Annotated in this window: 19 protein-coding genes and 2 tRNA genes; 13 read left to right on the top strand and 8 right to left on the bottom strand. The window is 39.2% G+C overall.

The genetic code is table 11. The features are described 5' to 3' along the window. Window positions 1-4 precede the first annotated feature (4 nt). The gene (locus tag AC0VZ5_RS09530) at window positions 5-1,525 is read left to right on the top strand and encodes a tryptophan halogenase family protein (protein ID WP_475472573.1); all 1,521 of its coding nucleotides are present in this window, start codon (window positions 5-7) and stop codon (window positions 1,523-1,525) included. Window positions 1,526-1,934: 409 nt separating this feature from the next. Here AC0VZ5_RS09530 and AC0VZ5_RS09525 read toward each other — a convergent pair whose 3' ends face one another. Continuing rightward, window positions 1,935-2,645 (bottom strand): DUF6445 family protein, encoded by a 711-nt coding sequence (locus AC0VZ5_RS09525; RefSeq protein WP_475472571.1) that lies wholly within the window; start codon window positions 2,643-2,645, stop codon window positions 1,935-1,937. Window positions 2,646-2,893: 248 nt separating this feature from the next. Here AC0VZ5_RS09525 and AC0VZ5_RS09520 point away from each other — a divergent pair, with 248 nt between their 5' ends. The 5 genes from AC0VZ5_RS09520 (at window position 2,894) to AC0VZ5_RS09500 (ending at window position 9,533) form a co-directional block, all read left to right on the top strand. After that, on the top strand, window positions 2,894-3,598 hold the full coding sequence (locus AC0VZ5_RS09520) for a SapC family protein (RefSeq protein WP_010388497.1): 705 nt from the start codon (window positions 2,894-2,896) through the stop codon (window positions 3,596-3,598). A gap of 124 nt (window positions 3,599-3,722) precedes the next feature. Next, window positions 3,723-4,763: an isoaspartyl peptidase/L-asparaginase family protein gene (locus AC0VZ5_RS09515; RefSeq protein ID WP_475472568.1), complete on the top strand. Its 1,041-nt coding sequence runs from the start codon at window positions 3,723-3,725 to the stop codon at window positions 4,761-4,763. Between the two features lie 128 nt (window positions 4,764-4,891). After that, window positions 4,892-8,779, top strand: coding sequence for an ATP-dependent RNA helicase HrpA (hrpA, locus tag AC0VZ5_RS09510; protein ID WP_475472566.1), 3,888 nt, complete (start codon window positions 4,892-4,894; stop codon window positions 8,777-8,779). A 68-nt stretch (window positions 8,780-8,847) separates the two neighbouring features. Next, window positions 8,848-9,228, top strand: a complete 381-nt coding sequence (locus tag AC0VZ5_RS09505) for a response regulator (protein ID WP_335674634.1) — start codon at window positions 8,848-8,850, stop codon at window positions 9,226-9,228. A gap of 8 nt (window positions 9,229-9,236) precedes the next feature. Continuing rightward, window positions 9,237-9,533, top strand: a complete 297-nt coding sequence (locus AC0VZ5_RS09500; RefSeq protein ID WP_010388503.1) for a PilZ domain-containing protein — start codon at window positions 9,237-9,239, stop codon at window positions 9,531-9,533. A 15-nt stretch (window positions 9,534-9,548) separates the two neighbouring features. Here AC0VZ5_RS09500 and AC0VZ5_RS09495 read toward each other — a convergent pair whose 3' ends face one another. Further along, a complete protein-coding gene (locus AC0VZ5_RS09495) occupies window positions 9,549-10,739 on the bottom strand; it encodes a class I SAM-dependent methyltransferase (RefSeq protein WP_024601131.1) in 1,191 nt (396 codons plus the stop codon). 139 nt (window positions 10,740-10,878) lie between these two features. On the opposite strand from AC0VZ5_RS09495, the gene AC0VZ5_RS09490 reads away from it, so the two are divergent. The 3 genes from AC0VZ5_RS09490 to AC0VZ5_RS09480 all read left to right on the top strand — a co-directional run bounded on the left by AC0VZ5_RS09490 (window position 10,879) and on the right by AC0VZ5_RS09480 (window position 12,816). Then, the gene (locus tag AC0VZ5_RS09490) at window positions 10,879-11,550 is read left to right on the top strand and encodes an HD domain-containing protein (protein WP_010388506.1); all 672 of its coding nucleotides are present in this window, start codon (window positions 10,879-10,881) and stop codon (window positions 11,548-11,550) included. Continuing rightward, window positions 11,540-11,935, top strand: a complete 396-nt coding sequence (locus AC0VZ5_RS09485) for a VOC family protein (protein WP_138608967.1) — start codon at window positions 11,540-11,542, stop codon at window positions 11,933-11,935. Before AC0VZ5_RS09490 ends, AC0VZ5_RS09485 begins: the two co-directional genes overlap by 11 nt. Window positions 11,936-12,120: 185 nt before the next feature. Further along, window positions 12,121-12,816, top strand: a complete 696-nt coding sequence (locus AC0VZ5_RS09480; RefSeq protein ID WP_290170709.1) for a M48 family metallopeptidase — start codon at window positions 12,121-12,123, stop codon at window positions 12,814-12,816. 31 nt (window positions 12,817-12,847) lie between these two features. On the opposite strand, the gene AC0VZ5_RS09475 is transcribed toward AC0VZ5_RS09480, so the two are convergent. Together AC0VZ5_RS09475 and AC0VZ5_RS09470 are read right to left on the bottom strand one after the other, a co-directional pair. Beyond that, window positions 12,848-12,932: transfer RNA gene (locus tag AC0VZ5_RS09475), tRNA-Tyr, on the bottom strand. Window positions 12,933-12,981: 49 nt separating this feature from the next. Continuing rightward, window positions 12,982-13,066 (bottom strand) — tRNA-Tyr (locus AC0VZ5_RS09470). A gap of 112 nt (window positions 13,067-13,178) precedes the next feature. Here AC0VZ5_RS09470 and AC0VZ5_RS09465 point away from each other — a divergent pair. Beyond that, entirely contained in the window at window positions 13,179-13,706 is a 528-nt protein-coding gene (locus tag AC0VZ5_RS09465; protein WP_178956246.1) for a VC2046/SO_2500 family protein, read from the top strand. A gap of 201 nt (window positions 13,707-13,907) precedes the next feature. After that, a complete protein-coding gene (locus AC0VZ5_RS09460; RefSeq protein ID WP_010388513.1) occupies window positions 13,908-14,210 on the top strand; it encodes a DUF6172 family protein in 303 nt (100 codons plus the stop codon). A gap of 67 nt (window positions 14,211-14,277) precedes the next feature. Here AC0VZ5_RS09460 and AC0VZ5_RS09455 read toward each other — a convergent pair whose 3' ends face one another. From AC0VZ5_RS09455 to AC0VZ5_RS09445, 3 genes are all read right to left on the bottom strand, one after another. Then, window positions 14,278-14,754 carry a YchJ family protein gene (locus AC0VZ5_RS09455; RefSeq protein WP_010388514.1) on the bottom strand — a complete coding sequence of 159 codons (477 nt, stop codon included), beginning with the start codon at window positions 14,752-14,754 and terminating at the stop codon, window positions 14,278-14,280. Between the two features lie 39 nt (window positions 14,755-14,793). Continuing rightward, complete coding sequence (locus AC0VZ5_RS09450) at window positions 14,794-15,228, bottom strand: SulA-like leucine-rich domain-containing protein (RefSeq protein ID WP_010388516.1); 435 nt, start codon at window positions 15,226-15,228, stop codon at window positions 14,794-14,796. A 324-nt stretch (window positions 15,229-15,552) separates the two neighbouring features. Beyond that, window positions 15,553-16,014, bottom strand: coding sequence for a tetratricopeptide repeat protein (locus AC0VZ5_RS09445; RefSeq protein ID WP_138609444.1), 462 nt, complete (start codon window positions 16,012-16,014; stop codon window positions 15,553-15,555). Between the two features lie 118 nt (window positions 16,015-16,132). Here AC0VZ5_RS09445 and AC0VZ5_RS09440 point away from each other — a divergent pair, with 118 nt between their 5' ends. Beyond that, on the top strand, window positions 16,133-17,425 hold the full coding sequence (locus AC0VZ5_RS09440) for an NCS2 family permease (protein WP_464708320.1): 1,293 nt from the start codon (window positions 16,133-16,135) through the stop codon (window positions 17,423-17,425). A 111-nt stretch (window positions 17,426-17,536) separates the two neighbouring features. Here AC0VZ5_RS09440 and AC0VZ5_RS09435 read toward each other — a convergent pair whose 3' ends face one another. Beyond that, window positions 17,537-18,292 carry a hypothetical protein gene (locus AC0VZ5_RS09435; protein WP_138609442.1) on the bottom strand — a complete coding sequence of 252 codons (756 nt, stop codon included), beginning with the start codon at window positions 18,290-18,292 and terminating at the stop codon, window positions 17,537-17,539. Window positions 18,293-18,588: 296 nt separating this feature from the next. Between AC0VZ5_RS09435 and cysB the strand changes: the two genes are divergently transcribed. After that, on the top strand, window positions 18,589-19,566 hold the full coding sequence (gene cysB, locus AC0VZ5_RS09430; RefSeq protein ID WP_010388526.1) for an HTH-type transcriptional regulator CysB: 978 nt from the start codon (window positions 18,589-18,591) through the stop codon (window positions 19,564-19,566). The last annotated feature ends 16 nt before the right edge of the window (window positions 19,567-19,582 follow it).

The raw sequence follows: 19,582 nt of genomic DNA, 5'->3' as shown, positions 1-19,582 counted from the left end.
AACTATGATAAGAAAAATAGCAATTGTTGGTGGGGGGACAGCCGGTTGGTTAGCAGCCAATCATTTAGGTCACTCATTATTAGAAACAAATACTGAAATTACATTGATAGAGTCTCCGACAATTCCCACCATTGGGGTAGGAGAGGGAACGGTGCCTTCAATTCGTAATTCGCTTCAAAAGTTTGGTATTCGTGAAACTGATTTTATTCGTGAGTGTGATGTAACCTTTAAGCAATCTATTAAATTTGTAAATTGGTTAGATAAAACGAAGCATGGTGAAAATTACTATCATCATTTATTCGATCATCCACATATATTTGGCGAAGAAATGACTCAACAATGGCTAGCTGGTGAATCACAAAACCGTTATGCCAATGCGGTGTCTAAGCAAGAAATTTGCTGTGAAGAAAAATATGCGCCAAAAACAATATCTACTCCAGAGTATGTCGGAATTAATGGTTACGCCTATCATTTTGATGCTAAAAAATTTGCTGCGTTTTTAATGAAGCATGCGCAAGATGCGTTTGCTATTAAGCATTTATATGCTGACATTATAGATATTGCAATTGACGATGATGGCTTTATTAGTCACTTAATAGATAGCAATAATAAACATCTAGCTTATGACTTTATTATTGATTGTTCCGGATTTAGCGCTGCCATTATTGGTGAAAAATTAAATTTTGAATTTATAGAACGCTCTGATGAATTACTTACAGACACAGCACTTACATTGCAAGTACCCACATCATTAGATGATGAAATACCTCCTTATACTATTGCCACAGCGCACCAAGCTGGCTGGATATGGGATATAGCACTTACCAAACGTCGTGGTGTTGGTTTTGTTTATTCGTCTAAACACATGGATGAAGAGCAAGCGGTAAAAAAGTTACATCATTATCTTGGTAATAAATTTACCGATTTACAGCCACGTAAAATTCCTATGAAGATAGGACGTAGAGAATTATTTTGGCATAAAAATTGTGTTGCTATTGGTTTATCTCAGGGTTTTGTAGAGCCTCTTGAGGCGACAGCTATTTTGATAACCGATTTCTCAGCAGGTTTATTATCAAAGCGTTTTCCTCGGTATAAGGCAGATATAGAGCATATAGCACCTGACTTTAATAAGCATGTCGCGCATGTCTGGGAAAGTACCTTTGATTTTATTAAAATGCATTATTGTATTTCAGATAGAAGTGACTCTTTGTTTTGGCAGGATAATCGCGAGGCGTCAGGGGTTTCAAGTAAGCTTACAAGTAATTTAGCGCGATGGAAAAGCTTTGCGCCATTGCGAGAAGACTTCAGCAGTAAGTTTGATTTATTTGATTTAGAAAATTATCTTTACGTGCTTTATGGTATGAATTTTTTACCTCGCAAAAAAGCTGTGACTGAGCAAGTGATAGATCTAGCTGATAAGCAATGTACTTTTAAAAACAAACGGATAAAACAGTTATTAGCAGAATTGCCAAAACACAGAGAGCTTATTAATAAAATACATCAGTTCGGCTTACAAAAAAATTAAAATTGATGCGCCATTAAAAACTAACAATTAGATTATTGGGCTGTTGTCTAGGGTCTGTTGATCTTTCAAGGTTAAATTTGCAGCAGTCTGTTTGGTATTTAGACAAGGCAGAGCCTATGTGGTGTGGTTATTCCCCATAAATAGGCGATAACGCAGCATCAATGCCAAACAGGCGCTGCCCGAAGGGTTCTGCCTAGGGGCGATTTACTCTTTGTTGCCTACATGGATATAGGTAAGGAGCGTGAGCAGGACGCGGAAGCTTTGCTCGGTTTTTACTTATTCTTACATGGATGTAAGCCAGTAGAATAACGCAGGAGCAGTTATCGAGCCCACTAGGTTACAAACCTCGCGCCGCGATTAAACCGCCCCTTAGTTTGAACAAATTTTAATCCGCAAAGGTCAACAGACCCTAGTCAATTCTAAAAAAAGAAGAGATTGATAAACGGCCATTTTTTATATCGCCTGTGAATTCATAGTCATTATCTAAGTTAGCACAATGAAGTAAATTGCTTTTATATAACACCACGCGGTTTTGCTTTGCTTTAATATTAATGACTTGCTCGAATAAGGCGGTATTACTGTTTAAATACCCTTGATGTTCTGATTCATTATTTTTGGTTTGTTCTATTACATCGCTAAAAAGGTGTTGGTTTCGTGGCGTTATTTTAATTAGGTTTTCAGGAATATAGCGATAAATTGATGTGCCGTTAGACTCTTTACCAGCTATATAATGCACTGATGCAAAGGTATTATCATCGGTCGAATCTATATGAGGTATACGTTGTAATAACTTAAGCTCACAGGCTTTTTGGGTAACTAATGATAATTTGCAACGATGAACATAGAGTGCTTTATGCTCGCGGTTAAAAACACCTCGTGCTTGAAGAGATAGTAATAGCTGCCTAAAAGCACGGTAATAAGGTTCAGGCATTACATCACGCTTACCGGGAAATAAAGTACCATCGCTGCCAACGGGCTCTAAATACGCTACATGAGCAGCAAAATTAACAACAGGTTCAATACTTTTTAGAAAATTATCGATGATGATCACATCTTCGTTTTCAGTTTCAAGATGAACTATTTCAACCCTAAAATCGGGGTTTAACTCGTAGTGTTCCATTTTAATTCAACTGATATTAATCGCAATATTGTTGAATATACTAACAAAAGTCCATAATTATGAAACAAAAAACAACACTCAGCAGAGTGTTTTTTACACTACATATTGTACAAATAATTACCTTCTTTATTTGTTAATTAATAACGTACAAAATGACACAAAATTTTCACTTCCTTTTTGTCACCAAAACCATTAGCCTTAGGCCACTAACAGTAATAAATCAAATTAATAAATAACGGAGCAGTAACATGGCGGAGCAACAAGTACAGCCTTTACACAACGAAAAACATGCCAACACTAAAATTAAAAATGGCATCAACATCGAATTTATGAAAACTCAACACTTAGTGCCAGTGGTTGCACATGAGTTTGCGCGTATCGCTAATGAATTCCCAATGTCTTTTGTTAAAAATAACGAAACAGGTACTTTTCAAGCGGTTGCAATGTTTGGCCTAGAGCCAGGCGAAAATTTATTTATTGATGGCGACAAATGGACAGCTTCATTTGCGCCTATGGCAACAACGCGTTACCCATTAGGTTTAGTAAAGCACCCAGAGCAAGATCAATTTGGTATCGTAATTGACGAAGCGAGCTCATTAGTTGGTGAAGAAGAGGGTAATGCATTATTCGAAAACGGTGAAGAAACTGATTACCTTAAGCGTCGTAAAGAAGCGTTAGTATCGTTCATTGAGTTTTCTCAAGTAACCGATGCGTTCACTAAATTCCTTGCTGATAAAGAACTACTGGTAGCACAAACGCTAACAGTTGATATTAAAGGTGAGAAAAAAGACATCAACGGTATTTACCTTATCGATGAGAAGAAACTAAATGAGCTAAGCGATGCAGACTTCCTTGAGCTTCGTAAGCGCGGTTATTTAGCACCAATCTATTCTTTCTTAACGTCTACACACCAAGTAGCACGTTTAGCACGTTTAAAAGCGCAACAAGCGTAACTTTAAACGAAATTAAAAAAGCGCCTTAGGGCGCTTTTTTTGTGTCATTAAACTCAGTTCACTTGAAAAACGCTTCATAACCATTCACATTGGTTTTAATCCTGTATTTATAAAAGAACACACAATGAAAAAATCACTATTATTAGGGCTCATTGCAACAAGTTTAATGGGGTTGAGCACGCAGGCATTGAGTGAAAACACAAATACGCCGTTTGCCATTGCGATTCATGGCGGTGCAGGCACGATTGAAAAAAGTAAATTTACGGCAGATCAAGAGCAAGCTTATCGCAATAAGTTAGCAGAAGCTGTTGAGGCCGGATATAAGGTACTTGAACAAGGCGGAGAAAGCCTTGATGCAGTGACTACTGCCATTGAAGTACTTGAACAATCGCCTTATTTTAATGCCGGGCGTGGTGCGGTATATACCTATGATGGTAGTCACGAATTAGATGCCTCTATAATGGATGGTCGCAATCGTCAAGCAGGCGCTGTGTCAGGTATTAAACATATCGAAAGTCCAATTAAACTTGCCCGGTTAGTAATGGAAAAATCAGTGCATGTGATGTTAAGTGGTCAAGGTGCAGAAGAGTTTGCCAAAGAGCAAGGCGTGAGCCTAGTAGAGAACAATATATTTGATACTGAGCATCGTTATGAGGCTTTATTAAAAGCCAAAAAGAAACTCGAGGCGAGCAAAAATACCGGTAAAGATTATCAGGCAGCGCATAAAGCGTTACCAGTAAATTATAAAGTGGGCACAGTCGGAGCGGTGGCACTGGATAAACAAGGTAATTTAGCGGCGGGCACGTCAACCGGCGGAATGACCGCAAAACGTTTTGGTCGTATTGGCGATGCACCGGTTATTGGCGCAGGCACTTTTGCTGAAAATGCCTCATGTGCGGTTTCGGCAACTGGGCACGGCGAATATTTTATTCGTTATAATGTGGCAAGTGATATTTGTGCGCGAGTAAAGTACCAAGGTAAAACCATAGACCAAGCAGGTAATGAAGTAATAAACGAGGTGCTTAAACCGATAGGGGGCACAGGCGGTGTTATTATTATTGATACAAAAGGCAGTATTAGTCTGCCGTTTAATACTTCAGGCATGTATCGTGCGAGTAAATCGAGTACGCAAGCAACCTACGTAGGTATTTTTAGTGACGAATAAACACTATTAGTTAGTGGCTGGTGGTTTATATAATAATCCGCTGATTGTTATATTCTTTACAGGATTAACCCCAGCCATTTAATTTGCTACAATCGGGGCTCTTTGACTAATTTTTATAAGGTATGCAGGTGGTAAACCTAGGTCAGTTGTTTGGCGAGCTAAAAACGTGCTTAAAAAAAGATCAATTCAGTTTTAAAAAACGTCTTCACGGCGTTAAAAAAATCACCGACGAGGCAAAGCTTACCAGTGCGCTTGAAAAAATTGCGACTGATATCAGTCGTAGTCAAACGCTGCGAGAGCAGCGCTTAGCTGGGCTACCTAAAGTTACTTACCCTGAGCAGTTACCGGTTAGTCAAAAAAAAGACACCATTAAAGAGGCCATTGCTAATAATCAAGTGGTGATCATTGCTGGTGAAACTGGCTCAGGCAAAACCACACAAATACCTAAAATGTGTTTAGAGCTAGGCCGAGGCGTTGAGGGCTACATTGGCCATACACAACCAAGGCGTTTAGCAGCACGCAGTGTTGCCAACCGTATCGCAGAAGAAATGCAATGCGAGCTTGGCCAGCAGGTCGGTTTTAAAATTCGTTTTAGCGATCAGGTATCTAATAACAGTTACATCAAACTGATGACCGACGGTATTTTATTAGCTGAAATACAACAAGACCGATTTTTAAATCAATACGACACCATTATTATTGATGAAGCGCATGAGCGTAGCTTAAACATTGATTTTATTTTAGGTTATCTTAAAAATTTACTCCCAAAACGCCCCGATTTAAAAGTTATTATTACCTCAGCAACTATCGACCCTGAGCGCTTTTCTAAGCATTTTGATGATGCACCTATTATTGAAGTATCAGGAAGAACATTTCCAGTTGATGTACGCTATAACCCAATTAGTGATATTCAAAAAGAAGATATGGAAGCCGAAGGCGACCAACTACAGGGTATTTTTGATGCGGTAGATGAACTTTGCGCCGAAGGTCCTGGCGATATTCTGATCTTTTTAAATGGTGAGCGAGAAATACGTGATACCGCCGATGCACTAAGCAAGCGTAATTTAAAACACACAGATGTATTACCTTTGTATTCAAGGCTATCGAACGCTGAGCAAAACCGTATTTTTGCACCGCATTCGCGCCGCCATATTATACTCTCTACCAACGTCGCTGAAACATCGCTAACAGTACCTGGTATTCGTTATGTTATTGACCCGGGTACAGCGCGAATTAGTCGTTATAGTTATCGCACAAAAGTGCAACGTTTACCTATAGAGCCTATTTCGCAAGCCAGTGCTAATCAGCGAATGGGGCGTTGTGGACGTGTTGAAGCGGGTATTTGTATTCGTTTATATTCAGAAGATGACTTTTTATCGCGTCCTGAATTTACTGACCCTGAAATATTACGTACTAATTTAGCATCAGTTATTTTGCAAATGTTAGCCCTTGGGCTGGGTGATATGGCGCAATTTCCTTTTGTGCAAGCTCCAGATAGCCGAAATATTAATGATGGTTTAACATTGCTTGAAGAGCTACAAGCAGTAAAAGCGGCTAAGCGTCATCAAAAAACCAGCCTAACACAATCTGGGCGGGAGCTAAGTCGTTTGCCGGTTGACCCGCGTTTAGCAAAAATGGTGTTAACTGCGCATAAACTGGGTGCATTGCGTGAGGTGATAGTTATTGTTGCCGCGCTCTCAATTCAAGATCCCCGCGAGCGACCACAAGAAAAACGCCAAGCCGCAAATGAAAAACATGGTCGCTTTGACGATCCTGATTCTGACTTTATCGCCTTTTTAAACCTGTGGAATTATTTAGAAGAGCAGCAAAGTGAGCTGACTAACAGCCAGTTTAGAAAGTTATGTCAAAAAGACTTTTTAGCCTATATGCGTATTCGTGAATGGCAAGATATCGTTTATCAAATCAGCACTGTGTGCAATGAAATGAAAATGAAAGCCACCACTAATGTTGCAGACAGCGAGCTTATTCACAAAGCACTTTTAAGTGGCATGCTCAGTCACATCGGTTTTAAAGACGAAAAGCAGCTATATAAAGGTGCGCGTAATAGCCAATTTCATATTTTCCCAGGCTCAGGATTATTTAAAAAGAGTCCAAAATGGATGATGTCGGCTGAGTTGGTGGAAACCAGTAAACTCTATGCTCGTATTAATGCCAAAATTGATGTGGACTGGGTAGAACCATTCGCTCAGCATTTAGTAAAACGCAGCTACACAGAGCCTCATTGGGAGAAAAAGCCCGGTGCGGTGATTGCCTTTGAGCAACAAACTTTGTATGGCTTATTAATTGTTAATAAGCGCCGCTGTGTTTACAGCAATATTGACCCAAAAGTAAGCCGTGAGTTATTTATTCGCACAGCGCTGGTTGAACAAGAGCTGGGGCTCAATGAAGGATTTTTACAATATAACCGCGAATTAATTGAAGATATTCAAGTGCTCGAGAACAAATCTCGTAGGCGCGATATTTTAGTTGATGAACAAACCTTATTTGAGTTTTACGAGAAAAAAATACCGAACGATATTAATAATCGTGCTGCGTTTATTAAGTGGTATAAAACACAAAAACAGCAAGACAAACACTACCTGCACATGACGCGAGAAGAGCTCATGCAGCATGGTGCAAGTAGCATTACTGAATTTGATTATCCAGATACATGGCAACAAGATAACTTAATGCTGCCGCTTACTTATCATTTTGATCCAGGCCAAGCAGTTGATGGTGTTGCTGTACAAATACCGGTTGCGCTATTAAACCAAGTTCAAGAAAGTGGTTTTGATTGGCATATACCGGCATTTCGTCATGAGCTAATTTGTGGGTTAATCAAGTCATTGCCAAAGTCACTTCGCCGTAACTTTGTCCCTGCGCCTAATTATGCCGACGCGGTTTTAGCGGCCATAGAGCCTCTAAAAGGCTCGTTAATCGACTCACTAAGTAATCGGTTATTGCGCATGACTGGCGTGCGAGTCGACCCTGAGGCGTGGGATTTAACAGCCCTTGCTCCTCATTTAAGATTGCAGTTTGAAGTACGTGATGAAAACGACCAACTTCTTGCCCGTGGGCTCGATTTAGCTAAGCTTAAAGCGCAGCTTCAAGGCAAAGTGACAGACACCTTATCTAAAGTGGCCGACAAAGGCATAGAAAAAACCGATTTAATCCAGTGGGATTTTGGTGAGTTACCAACATCATATGTGAAAAAGCAAGGTCAATACGAAATTAAAGCCTACCCAGCACTAGTGGATAAAAAATCAACGGCCGCAGTAGAGCTATTCGATAACGAAATAAAAGCGCAATTAGCGCACCAGCAAGGTTTACGTCGTTTAGTACTTTTAAACGTGCCATCACCAATTAAATACCTGCAGCAAAACCTACCAAACAAAGCTAAATTAGGATTGTACTTTAATCCTTTTGGTAAAATTGCCGATTTAATTGATGACTGCATTGCATCAGGCGTTGACAGCTTATTAGTTAAATATGGTGACATTCGTACAAGTGAGGCATTTGAAACGGTTAAAGAGCATATTCGCGGCGAGTTAGGCGATACCGTTGTGGCCATTGCTACACAGGTTGAGCAAGTGCTGAGTATTGCGCATGCACTGCATAAAAAAATGAAAGGGCGTGTAGATTTAACCATGATCACCGCTCATGGGGATATTAAGTCTCAGCTAGAATCACTTATTTTTAAAGGCTTTGTCAGTCAACATGGGGCAGACAAACTCGGCGATTTAATTCGTTATTTAAAAGCGATTCAAAAACGCCTAGAAAAACTACCTGTTGACCCAAATCGTGATAGATTATGTGTGTTAGAGCTTGAAAAAGTAGCGCAAGAATATAAAAAACTAACGAATAAAACACCTAAAGGAATGCCATTGCCTAATGATGTTGAGGCTATTTTTTGGATGCAGCAAGAATTACGCGTATCCTTATTCGCACAAACCTTAGGTACGCCTTATCCAATTTCAGCAAAACGTGTGTTAAATGCGATAAAAGAAATTGAATAATCTCTTTATTCTCTATTAAGCTAAGTAAGTTAACAGAGGGACTAACTTGAGAAGGAAATGACATACCTATGTCCTCATTAATAAAACACAAAGCGCGACAGTTGTTAGTGGTTGATGATGAGTATTTCAATTTTGAAATACTCAAAGCAGGGTTAGCATCAACATTTGATTTGAGCTATGCTGACTCAGGTAAAAGTTGTTTAGCATCTGCGATTGCAAATCCGCCCGATATTATTTTGCTTGATGTGTGTATGCCAGGACTCGATGGTTATGATACGTGTCGCATACTTAAACACACGCCAGAGACAAAAAACATTCCGGTGGTTATGATATCTGGACTTGAGTCGGAGCTTGAACAACAAGCTGGCTTTGACGCAGGGTGTGATGCTTACGTTGTAAAACCTTTTTCTATCGCTGTACTACGAGAAAAAATTAATAATATTGTGTAGAGGGAATTATGTTTACTGAAGATAAGCGAAACTATAGACGTATGCAGGTTAACACGCCAGCGAAGTTAACCTCAATAGAGCCTGTTGCTGGGCTCAGTTACACTGGCACATGCCTTGATTTAAGTGCAACGGGTCTTTCATTACAACTCGATGATTTGTTAGAGCTTAACTCAATTTTATCGGTTGATATTGCATCAACACATCCGAGCATTGCACCGTTAAAAGCCACCGTTAAGGTAATACGTGCCAGCACAGAAGAGGATGGCACGATAACCGCAGGGCTTGAAATTGTAGAGTTTAACTAACTACTTAATTAGTTTTTAGTAAACCTTACAAATAAGCCCTTTAAGGTAAAAACCTTCAGGATAGCTGCCTGCAATAGGGTGGTCAGCTGCTTGATTTAAGCGCTCCATGATCAGTAAATCCTTACCTGCATCAAGGGCTGCATCTGCGACTACTTTTTGAAACAAGTTTTGTTCCATTAAACCAGAGCATGAGAATGTTAGCAAAGTGCCGCCGGGCTTTAATATTTGCATCGCAATCATATTGATGTCCTTGTAACCGCGACACGCCCCAGTTAACTGCGCCTTGTTATCGGCAAATTTAGGCGGGTCCATAACGATCGTATCAAACATCACCCCGTCTTCACGGTATTGGCGTAATAATTTAAAGACATCTTGTTTTACAAAGTCGACTTTATTTAAATCAAGGTTATTATGCTCAACATTGCGCTTTGCTGTATCAAGTGCTGGTTGTGAAACATCAACATTGGTTACATGTTTACAGCCACCGCGCAGGGCATAAAGAGAAAACGTTCCCGTATAACTAAAGCAATTTAATACGGTTTTGTCTTTTGAAAAACGCTCCAGTGCAGCACGGCTATCTCGTTGATCTAAATAAAAACCAGTTTTATGGCCTTCTAGAATATCAACTTCAATTTTTAAACCATTTTCTTCAATTATGACAGGTGCAGTGGGTTCACTCCCCCAAAGTACGCCCTTAATAGGCTCTAGCCCTTCTTTGGTTCGAACATCTACATCTGAGCGCTCATAAATAGTAGAGCCTGGGAAAATAGCCATTAAAGCACCAACAATCTCACCTTTATGACGTTCTGCGCCTGCGCTTAGTAATTGACACACAATTACATTATCAAACTTATCTATGGTAATACCGGGTAAGTAGTCTGATTCTGCTGCACATAACCTAAAGCCGGTAAGTCCACCTTCTTCAATTGCATGGCTGCGAGCTTCTAAAGCACGGCGAAGACGACGCTCAAAGAAATGTTGATCAATCACTTCTTTTTCGTCAAAGCTCCAAACACGAGCACGTATTTGCGAATGAGGACTGTAAGCTGCGGTGGCTAAAAATTTACCCTCACTGTCGTGTATGGTTACCGTGTCACCTAATCCAGGTTTACCTTTAATTTTTTTGATGGCTTTAGAAAATAACCAAGGGTGTTTTCTTTTTAATGATTTATCGCGACCAGCTTGTAGGTAAACGGCAGATGACATAAGGCTTCTCTGTAGTAATAAATAAGCGCTGTATTTTAGTCAAGGCTCGCGCAACATACAATGAATGTTTTGCAAGGGGCTTATAAATCGCGGTAAAGTAGCCATTATTAACTCGTTTAAATAGATTTTTGGAAATTCGGTGGACAATTCAGCTCTTAGCCCCTCATTACAGCAACTTAATCAGCAATGCAGAGACTTTATTACATCCTTAGTACATGCGGATGTTGCCCATGATATTACCCATATTGAACGGGTAGTGCGTGTTGCTGTGCAGCTATGTATAGCAGAGCAGGCTGATATGGCGATTGTATTGCCTGCAGCTTGGTTGCATGATTGTGTCGCAGTGGCTAAAAATCACCCAGATAGAGCAAGGGCATCAACAATGGCCGCGGATAAAGCGATTAACTTTTTAGCGTCTATTGGCTATGATGACGCGCTATTTGATGATATTCACCATGCCATTGCCGCACATAGTTTTAGCGCCAATATTGCTATTAAAACGGTTGAAGCACAGATTGTACAAGATGCTGACAGAATGGATGCCTTGGGTGCTATTGGCGTAAGCCGTTGTATGAAAGTAGGCGGCTCTATTAGTCGATTATTATACAACCCCGATGATCCATTTTGTTTAAACCGAGAAGCAGACGATAAAAAGTATACCCTAGATCATTTTTTTATTAAATTACTGCATATTGCCCAGAGTATGAATACTCCTTCTGCAAAAGCCGAAGCACAAAGACGCACTGCATACATGCACGACTTTTTAGCTCAGCTTAAGTCTGAAATTGGTGAACAACGCGATGACACCTAAACTTTCGGGAATTGATCATTGTCATTTAAATGTTCAAAGCCTCAACCAAGCTATTGAGTGGTATGAAAAGGTGCTTGGTTTTACCGTAGTAGAGGAGTTAGCCTTTTGGAATGCAGAGGGAAAAGGTCCTTTAACACTCGAAGATGAAAACGCCACTACACGACTGGCTTTATTTGAAGGCGATGGGCGTAGTAAAGGAATCGCTTTTGCTGCGACAGGAGAGCAATTTGTTATGTGGCTCAAGCATCTTGAGCAGCACCAAGTGAAAACCATATTAGCTGATCATGGCGTGACTTTTTCTATGTATTTTAAAGATATTAGTGGTAATAGCCATGAAATCACTTCTCATGATTATAATGTCATAAAAGTGCAACTCGAGAGCTAGCGGCTTTTTTTAGTAAAACTTCAACAGTTAAAATAGCCAAGGGTAGATTTATGATCCATCGTTTAGCCTATTTAGTATCGAGCAATATTAAAACGATACCTACTAACTGGTTTTTTCTCCTACGAATTAACTTATTAAGCTAATAGAGAAAGTTTTATTTTATAATAACTTATAGGCACTTTAGATTGTTAGATTATACGTTAAGAAGAAGCCGTCGGCGAAAAACTGTGGCTATTAAAGTCGCACACAAAGAGCTTACAGTTTATGCGCCCCATTTTGTAACGAAAACACAAATTAATGAATGGCTGTTGAGTAAACAGGGCTGGATTGATGCTCAGTTACATAAGCAACAAATTCAAGCCGATACACGACAGTTTCCACTCAAAACCCATAGCATTAAATTATTTAATGAAGCTGTTAATGTGCAATTTGAAAATGCAGCACGCACTCAATGGCAGCAGCATAATGAAAGCCAAACACTGTTACTGAGTCTTTCTTCACGTGTGAAGCATCGAACGCAAATGTATCAAAGTTTGCTAGAGCAGTTTTTGCATGAGAAATTAGAAAGTTATATTGAAATGCGAGTAAACTACTATTGTCAGCTGATGGGTGAAAAGCTACCGAGTAATATTCGTATTCAATTGTATAAGCGTCGCTGGGGCAGTTGTAACCGCAGGCGTGAGCTTACCTTTAATTTACACCTTGCAGGCGCACCCACCTGGGTCATTGACTATGTAATTGTGCATGAGTTAGCGCATTTAAAGTATTTAAATCACAGTGCACAGTTTTGGCATCGTGTAGGGTTATTTTATTCAGAACACAAAAATGCAAGCGCTTGGTTAAATAAGTATGGTATGAGTTTACAATGGGTTTTTGAATAGTAAGGAAAATAAACGAGGTAAAAAAGAGAAGTGGTGGAGGGAGCTGGATTCGAACCAGCGAAGGCTGAGCCGTCAGATTTACAGTCTGATCCCTTTGGCCGCTCGGGAACCCCTCCACACTAATTTTTATTGCATTTGGCCCCACTTAACTTAGCCTAAGAAAAGTGGTGGAGGGAGCTGGATTCGAACCAGCGAAGGCTGAGCCGTCAGATTTACAGTCTGATCCCTTTGGCCGCTCGGGAACCCCTCCAATGCAACGCGGCAGATAATAGCAAACTTCTTATTTAAGTAAAGAAAAAAGCTAAAGAAAATTCAAATTTAGCCGATAAATACTTATTAATTAGTTAAATAGGCTAAAGTCTATGCAGATTGGTGATTTGTTAATCACAGAGAGTCAATTAAAAACACGACTCAATAAAAGTGTGCATGAAAGCCGTCGGGGTGAATTTGCTCTTTTATTAGCAATGCTCTCTCATGATGCGCTCGATTTTAGTGAGTTTCACTTACCTAAAAGTGATGCAAGTGGTTATCAAGCTGATGAAGAGACCTTGCGTAAACACTTAGGTGCGGGCCCAAAGCAGCCATTGGCGCCTGAGAGTTTTAATATGTTAATTGGCAAAAATAACACGGAACTTTTAGCAAAAATGGGAAGCGCCGAAGGGATGAGTGAGATAAAGTTAACTCAGTGCTTAAAACCTGAGCCATTTAATATTCGTGATGATAAAAACCACATTCCACTTAACGTAATTGATAACTGTGAATTAGCGGTACGTCGACGAATTCAAAATACCAACACCGAGCTATCAAACCCTCAAATGGATGCGGTGGCATTTTATGATGATTTACAAAATGATGCCCTCCACCAGCCATTACATTTGTTTAGTGCCTAATTAAATTACATTAAATGCAGTTTTTTAAACGCCATTAGATTGTAATAAACTGTGTTTATATTAGTGGTTTTGTAGGTGCTTTATTTTAATAACCGATTTAATATAAAAAAAGCATCCAAAATTTAAATGCAATTGCTATAATGGCGCAAATGGTATGACATTAAATGCCATTATCATTAAACCAAGGTAATTAGGAACGTAATGAAGAAAACATTCACGCTGAATCATGAGAAAATCAAATACCCTCGTATGGTTGATGCTGCAAAGCATGAAGTGAAAAAATATTTGAAAAGAGAACGTAATAAAACTTTACCTGTTGATGCCGACTACTGGGCATTTGATTGTAAGTTTGGTAACACGGCTGAAGAAGCCCAAGTTGTTCACGTTGCTGAAATTAACAATCACATCAGTGAAATTGAAAAGCAAGGTTTAACCTCTTTCTACTTAGAGATTTTAGCAAGACCTGCACAGCGTCAAGACTTCGATGAAGATGATGACGAATAAAGCGCTAAGTTGCGTTTAGTGTAGTTTTTGAAAATGGGCCAAGTGGCCCATTTTTTGTGGTTGTTACTTATACACTATGACACTTTTTATACTTTTTATTACTGCCGCAAGGACAAGTATCATTGCGTTTCACTTTAATATCAGCAACCGGTGTGATCTCACCATCAAGGTATCGCCACTGTTCATCTTCTTTAATAAACTTTGAATGCTCAGCCAGCTCGCAATACAAGTCTTGATAAAAGTAATGGGCTTTAAACTTTACAAACCCTGTTTCATCATTATAACCAGAATCTAATACGGTTAAGTTTATAAAGCGGCAACTAGTTGCAAAGTCTTTAATTTCTGATAGTGAGTTTTCAGCTTGCTTTTCTTTTGCGTAACTTTCACGAACAAAAGCCGCGTTTTTAACCGCATATGCACTGTAGCGAGCACGCATAAGTTGCTCAGGTGTTTGTGGCTGTTTGGTTTTTAAATGAAAAGGTTCACAGCAATCAGCATAAAGTTGCTGACTGCCACAAAAACATAGTAGGGCGTTAGAGGTCATAATAAATGTACTGTGTATTAAAACGCTAGTTTACCAAGCTTATTGCGTTAGTGAAATCTCAGCTTGAGCGCTTTTTTTGCTAAAGCAATACAGCTTAGTGCGTGTATGGCTCAGGTTTAATGATAACTGTGATAGTTGCTGATTATTTATTATGTCGGTCCAGGTGATCACCGCTGCAAAATTTCCATTGTGAAGTGCAGAACTTAAAACATACTCTATATTAACTAAATGTTTTTGGCGTATAACTAATAATTTACTGGTATCAATTGAACATGAATCAAGTAACGCTTTACTAGGTACATGGTCTGGCGCAATTAAAAGTGTCCATGCATTTAAGCTATTGTATTGGTGTAATACTTTTAATAATTCAAACGTCGCTGAAATCTCATCTTCAATTTGTACAACGTTAACACAATCAGATTGGTCATCTTGTTGGTAGCTCTTAACTGTTCTTACGGTAATAGGCTGTAACATAATCGTCTCACTCACTGGGTTTTTATACAGTACATGTATACAGTAGTTTATACAGTTGTTTGGTGCAAGTGTTTTTTGCTATTTTTTTGTACAGTTATTCAGCTGAGCACGATAAGGAAACTATTCAAAAATAAATAGTTCATATATAACAATAGATTATAATTTTTGGGGATGAATGCTTTTGACGGTAGCTTTTTAACCTATAACCAAATAAATCTTGAAATGCATGAGGTATACAGTAGTTTAAAAAATTAAGCGTTGTTGCATTTAACTTATAAAACGCTTAATTAATTTACAGATAGAATGAGTTACTAGCTAGTAAAACTATTTTTCGTGACTTATAGGGATCAAATGTGAAAATTGTAACTGATGAATTTGTTCATATAAGCTGGCGGCATAACACTGGGCGTCTTTAAGTCGTTTGGTACTAATGTGTTTGCGTATATCGCTCATTGCTTCTACTGCTGGATCATACCCTTGGCTACTAGCTAAGCTGAGCCACGCAGCCCCATGAAATACACTTTGTGGCACACCTTGGCCTTTAATAAAAAATAGTCCTAAGTAAAACTGTGCACGATAGTTTCCTGCCATTGCTGCTAAACGCATCCATTTTGCGGCTAAGGCGCCTTGTTCATTTTTAAGGTAATAAAGAGCTTTATTTAATGTGTCTTGATCGGTGTTTTTAGAGCTCGCAGGGGGATTTGCATCGCTTGGTTGCGTTACAAAAGAAAGAATGTTGTCTAATTGTTGCTCTAAGTCTTGGCCACTTGGTGTCGTTTTGATCATGCTACTTCGTTTGTTATTTTAATCACTTAGCTAGTTTAGTATATAGCAAGGTAAAATGTCCTGTAAAAAGTTATTTTTATGCTAAAATCTCGCCACTTTTTACAACCACAAGTTTATTATGCTCGAAGCCTTATTCAAAATCCGTGCAAATGATTCTTCGGTTCGCCGTGAATGTATTGCCGGTATGACTACATTTATTACGATGGTTTATATCGTATTCGTTAACCCAGCTATGCTTGCAGAAGCAGGCATGGACCAAGGTGCTGCCTTTGTTGCAACCTGTATTGCCGCTGCAATAGGGTGTTTTATTATGGGGTTGTGGGCCAATTATCCATTGGCATTGGCACCGGGTATGGGATTAAATGCATTTTTTACCTATGGCGTGGTGTTAGGTATGGGCTATAGCTGGCAAGCAGCGCTGGGCGCGGTGTTTATGTCAGGGTGTATATTTTTAATATTAAGCTTATTTAAGGTGCGAGAGTGGATTATTAATGCAATCCCCCTGGTGCTCAAACAAGCAATAGCAACCGGTATTGGTGCATTTTTAGCGCTTATTGCACTAAAAAGTGCTGGTATTATTGTATCAAGCCCAGCAACACTTGTGCAGCTAGGCGATATAACGTCACCGGGTCCGCTATTAGCTATTTTTAGTTTTTTTATTATTGCGGCATTACTTTATCGCGATTTTAAAAGCGGTGTATTAATTAGTATTTTACTCGTTACCGCGATAGCAGTGTCGATGGGGTTAGTTGAATATCATGGTGTTGTTGCAATGCCACCTTCAATAATGCCAACTTTTATGCAACTTGATTTTAGTGCAGCTTTTGAACTGTCTATGTTGAGTGTTATTTTTGCGTTTCTATTTGTTGATTTATTTGATACCTCAGGTACGTTGGTAGCGGTTACTCAAAAAGCGGGTCTAACAGATAAAAACGGCAATATGCCGCGCTTAGGTCGCGCATTAAGCGCTGATAGCACTGCAACCATTGCCGGTGCAATGCTGGGAACTTCAACAACAACTTCTTACATAGAGTCTGTAGCGGGAGTATCAGTGGGGGGCCGAACGGGCTTAACGGCTGTGGTTGTAGGTTGCTGTTTTTTATTGATGATGTTTTTTGCACCTTTGGCACAAATGGTACCCGCATACGCAACAGCAGGGGCAATCTTATATGTATCTGTTCTAATGCTCCAAAACTTAAAGTTCGTAAACTGGGATGATATGACCGACGCAATTCCAGTGAGTGTTGTATTGTTAATGACTCCATTGACCTTTTCAATTGCACACGGTATTGCACTGGGTTTTATTTCTTATACAGCGGTTAAAGTACTGTGTGGTAAAAAAGATCAGGTAAGTATTAGTGTTTGGATTTTAACTGCACTGTTTATTATTAAGTTTGCATTTTTATCTTAATGCTGCTGTTAAATAGCTAGATTTAGTTTGGGTATGTAAATTTATATAGTGACTAAATTTCAGTTATAAAAAAGCCCATACAGTTGTATGGGCTTTTTATTCGGTAATGAATTACCATTTCTTTTTCGGTGCAAACAGTACGTCTAAATCATCTTGCTCTTGTTCGTTCTTTTTCTTCAATGATGTAGCGTTTGATGCCTTTAATTCAGTGCTTATTGTTTCTAGATAGCCTTCAACTTCAACTCGTTTTGCAGTAATGTAATCATCATTAAATGACACACTGTTAAGTGTGGCAGATGCTTTTTCAAAGTACTGCCTAGCAGAGCCTACCATACCGGCTGTTTGAGCTGCTAGACCACGTTTTATCTGGCTTTCAATGTTGATTCTTAGTTGTAGCTTCTCAAGGCGTTTGTCTTCTGCAATAAACGCTTGGCTGTCAACTTTCCCCTTGTTGTGCTCAGAACGGATAATAGTACGGAGCTTTTTTATACCCTGTATTAGTGATATCAGTTGCTTGTCATTACCTGGCAAAACAAAACCATCCGAGCCGTCTTGAATCGGATTTTGTAGTCGCTCTTTTGCTTCTTTTAAGCGGTTTTTTAGTCCGCTACCACCGCTTGAAATAGACACCATATTACTTAGCGCATCATGAATACGACGTTGTAATATTCGCTGAGTTGCTTCTGAAAGTGGGATATTAGCGCTATTCATTAACGCCTCTTCAGTTTCTTCAATGATAGCTTTTTGTTTTGTTAGCTCTTTACGTCGTTCAGCTTCTTGTTTTTCTTTATGTTGTTGAACAGCACTAACCCACAGTGCAATGACGATAAGCGCAACAATTAATACAATTATAATGGAAACGATCATGTTATAATTCTCAAATTCTTAACCTTATTATCTAATCTTACATTAAATATATAAAAGGTGGGAAACTTTGCGCCGATTAACTAAAAAAAACACCATGCATAAAGCGTTTAAATCTTAATGTGTTATGTTTTGTTTGCTGATAATCATTGCTATCTCAACTTTATTTATTGTGTTAACCTGAAATTTCAATAAATTAATTGTTACATTGTGTAACCTTAATCAGCCTTTATATAGTTACCTATTAATTAGGGTGCGCTTTTATCTGTCAATGTGAATTATAACGAAACTACATAGCCATGAAATTACAACAACTTAGATATATCGTAGAAGTTCAAAATCATAAATTAAATGTTTCAGCTACCGCTGAGAGTTTATTTACCTCCCAGCCTGGTATTTCTAAGCAAGTACGTATGTTAGAAGATGAACTAGGTGTACAAATTTTTGGTCGTAGTGGTAAACATTTAACTCACGTTACAGGTGCTGGCGAAGAAATCATTAACATATCGCGAGAAATACTCTCAAAAGTTGAGGGCATTAAAGCGGTTGCTAATGAACATACGCTGCCCGATCAAGGTAAACTTAATATTGCGACTACGCACACCCAAGCACGTTATGCGTTACCAAGTGTAATTCAAGGCTTTACCCAAAAATACCCAGCAGTGTCACTGCATATGCACCAAGGTACGCCGCAGCAAATATCGGATGCAGCTGCGCGCGGTGATGCAGATTTTGCAATTGCTACTGAAGCACTGCACTTGTATTCAGATTTAGTTATGTTGCCTTGTTATCACTGGAATCGCAGTATTGTGGTTGCTAAAGATCATCCCCTTGCGAAAAAAGTCGATAATTTAACGGTGGCAGATATAGCGCAGTATCCTTTGATCACTTATGTATTTGGTTTTACTGGTCGCTCAGAGCTTGATAAAGCATTTAACGCCTATGGGCTTGAGCCACATATTGTATTTACCGCCACCGATGCCGATGTTATTAAAACGTATGTGCGCCTGGGATTAGGTGTCGGTGTGGTTGCATCTATGGCAATTGATCAGGTAAACGACAACGACTTAGTGTGCATTGATGCTAGCCATTTATTTGAAGCAAGCACCACTAAGATTGGTTTTAGAAAAGGTAGCTTTTTACGTACTTACATGTATGACTTTATCGAACGTTTTGCACCGCATTTAACCAAAGAGCGAGTAGAGCGAGCAAGTTTGCTGCGTAATCAAGACGATGTTGATAAATTATTTGCTGATATCGAATTACCGGTTAAATAACAGCTACACAGTAATG

Source organism: Pseudoalteromonas sp. QJM3NY_12, assembly GCF_056173165.1.
The sequence above is the reverse complement of the archived record's forward strand: the minus strand, read 5'-3'. Positions and strand labels throughout refer to the sequence as shown.

Bases quoted from the DNA above. Each gene is read 5' to 3' on its own strand.
- AC0VZ5_RS09440 (WP_464708320.1), top strand. From the start codon at position 16,133: ATGCTCGAAGCCTTATTCAAAATCCGTGCAAATGATTCTTCGGTTCGC.
- AC0VZ5_RS09460 (WP_010388513.1), top strand. From the start codon at position 13,908: ATGAAGAAAACATTCACGCTGAATCATGAGAAAATCAAATACCCTCGT.
- AC0VZ5_RS09515 (WP_475472568.1), top strand. From the start codon at position 3,723: ATGAAAAAATCACTATTATTAGGGCTCATTGCAACAAGTTTAATGGGG.
- AC0VZ5_RS09485 (WP_138608967.1), top strand. From the start codon at position 11,540: ATGACACCTAAACTTTCGGGAATTGATCATTGTCATTTAAATGTTCAA.
- AC0VZ5_RS09435 (WP_138609442.1), bottom strand. From the start codon at position 18,292: ATGATCGTTTCCATTATAATTGTATTAATTGTTGCGCTTATCGTCATT.
- AC0VZ5_RS09505 (WP_335674634.1), top strand. From the start codon at position 8,848: ATGTCCTCATTAATAAAACACAAAGCGCGACAGTTGTTAGTGGTTGAT.
- AC0VZ5_RS09525 (WP_475472571.1), bottom strand. From the start codon at position 2,645: ATGGAACACTACGAGTTAAACCCCGATTTTAGGGTTGAAATAGTTCAT.
- AC0VZ5_RS09455 (WP_010388514.1), bottom strand. From the start codon at position 14,754: ATGACCTCTAACGCCCTACTATGTTTTTGTGGCAGTCAGCAACTTTAT.
- AC0VZ5_RS09520 (WP_010388497.1), top strand. From the start codon at position 2,894: ATGGCGGAGCAACAAGTACAGCCTTTACACAACGAAAAACATGCCAAC.
- AC0VZ5_RS09445 (WP_138609444.1), bottom strand. From the start codon at position 16,014: ATGATCAAAACGACACCAAGTGGCCAAGACTTAGAGCAACAATTAGAC.
- AC0VZ5_RS09450 (WP_010388516.1), bottom strand. From the start codon at position 15,228: ATGTTACAGCCTATTACCGTAAGAACAGTTAAGAGCTACCAACAAGAT.
- AC0VZ5_RS09500 (WP_010388503.1), top strand. From the start codon at position 9,237: ATGTTTACTGAAGATAAGCGAAACTATAGACGTATGCAGGTTAACACG.
- AC0VZ5_RS09495 (WP_024601131.1), bottom strand. From the start codon at position 10,739: ATGTCATCTGCCGTTTACCTACAAGCTGGTCGCGATAAATCATTAAAA.
- AC0VZ5_RS09530 (WP_475472573.1), top strand. From the start codon at position 5: ATGATAAGAAAAATAGCAATTGTTGGTGGGGGGACAGCCGGTTGGTTA.
- cysB (WP_010388526.1), top strand. From the start codon at position 18,589: ATGAAATTACAACAACTTAGATATATCGTAGAAGTTCAAAATCATAAA.
- AC0VZ5_RS09465 (WP_178956246.1), top strand. From the start codon at position 13,179: ATGCAGATTGGTGATTTGTTAATCACAGAGAGTCAATTAAAAACACGA.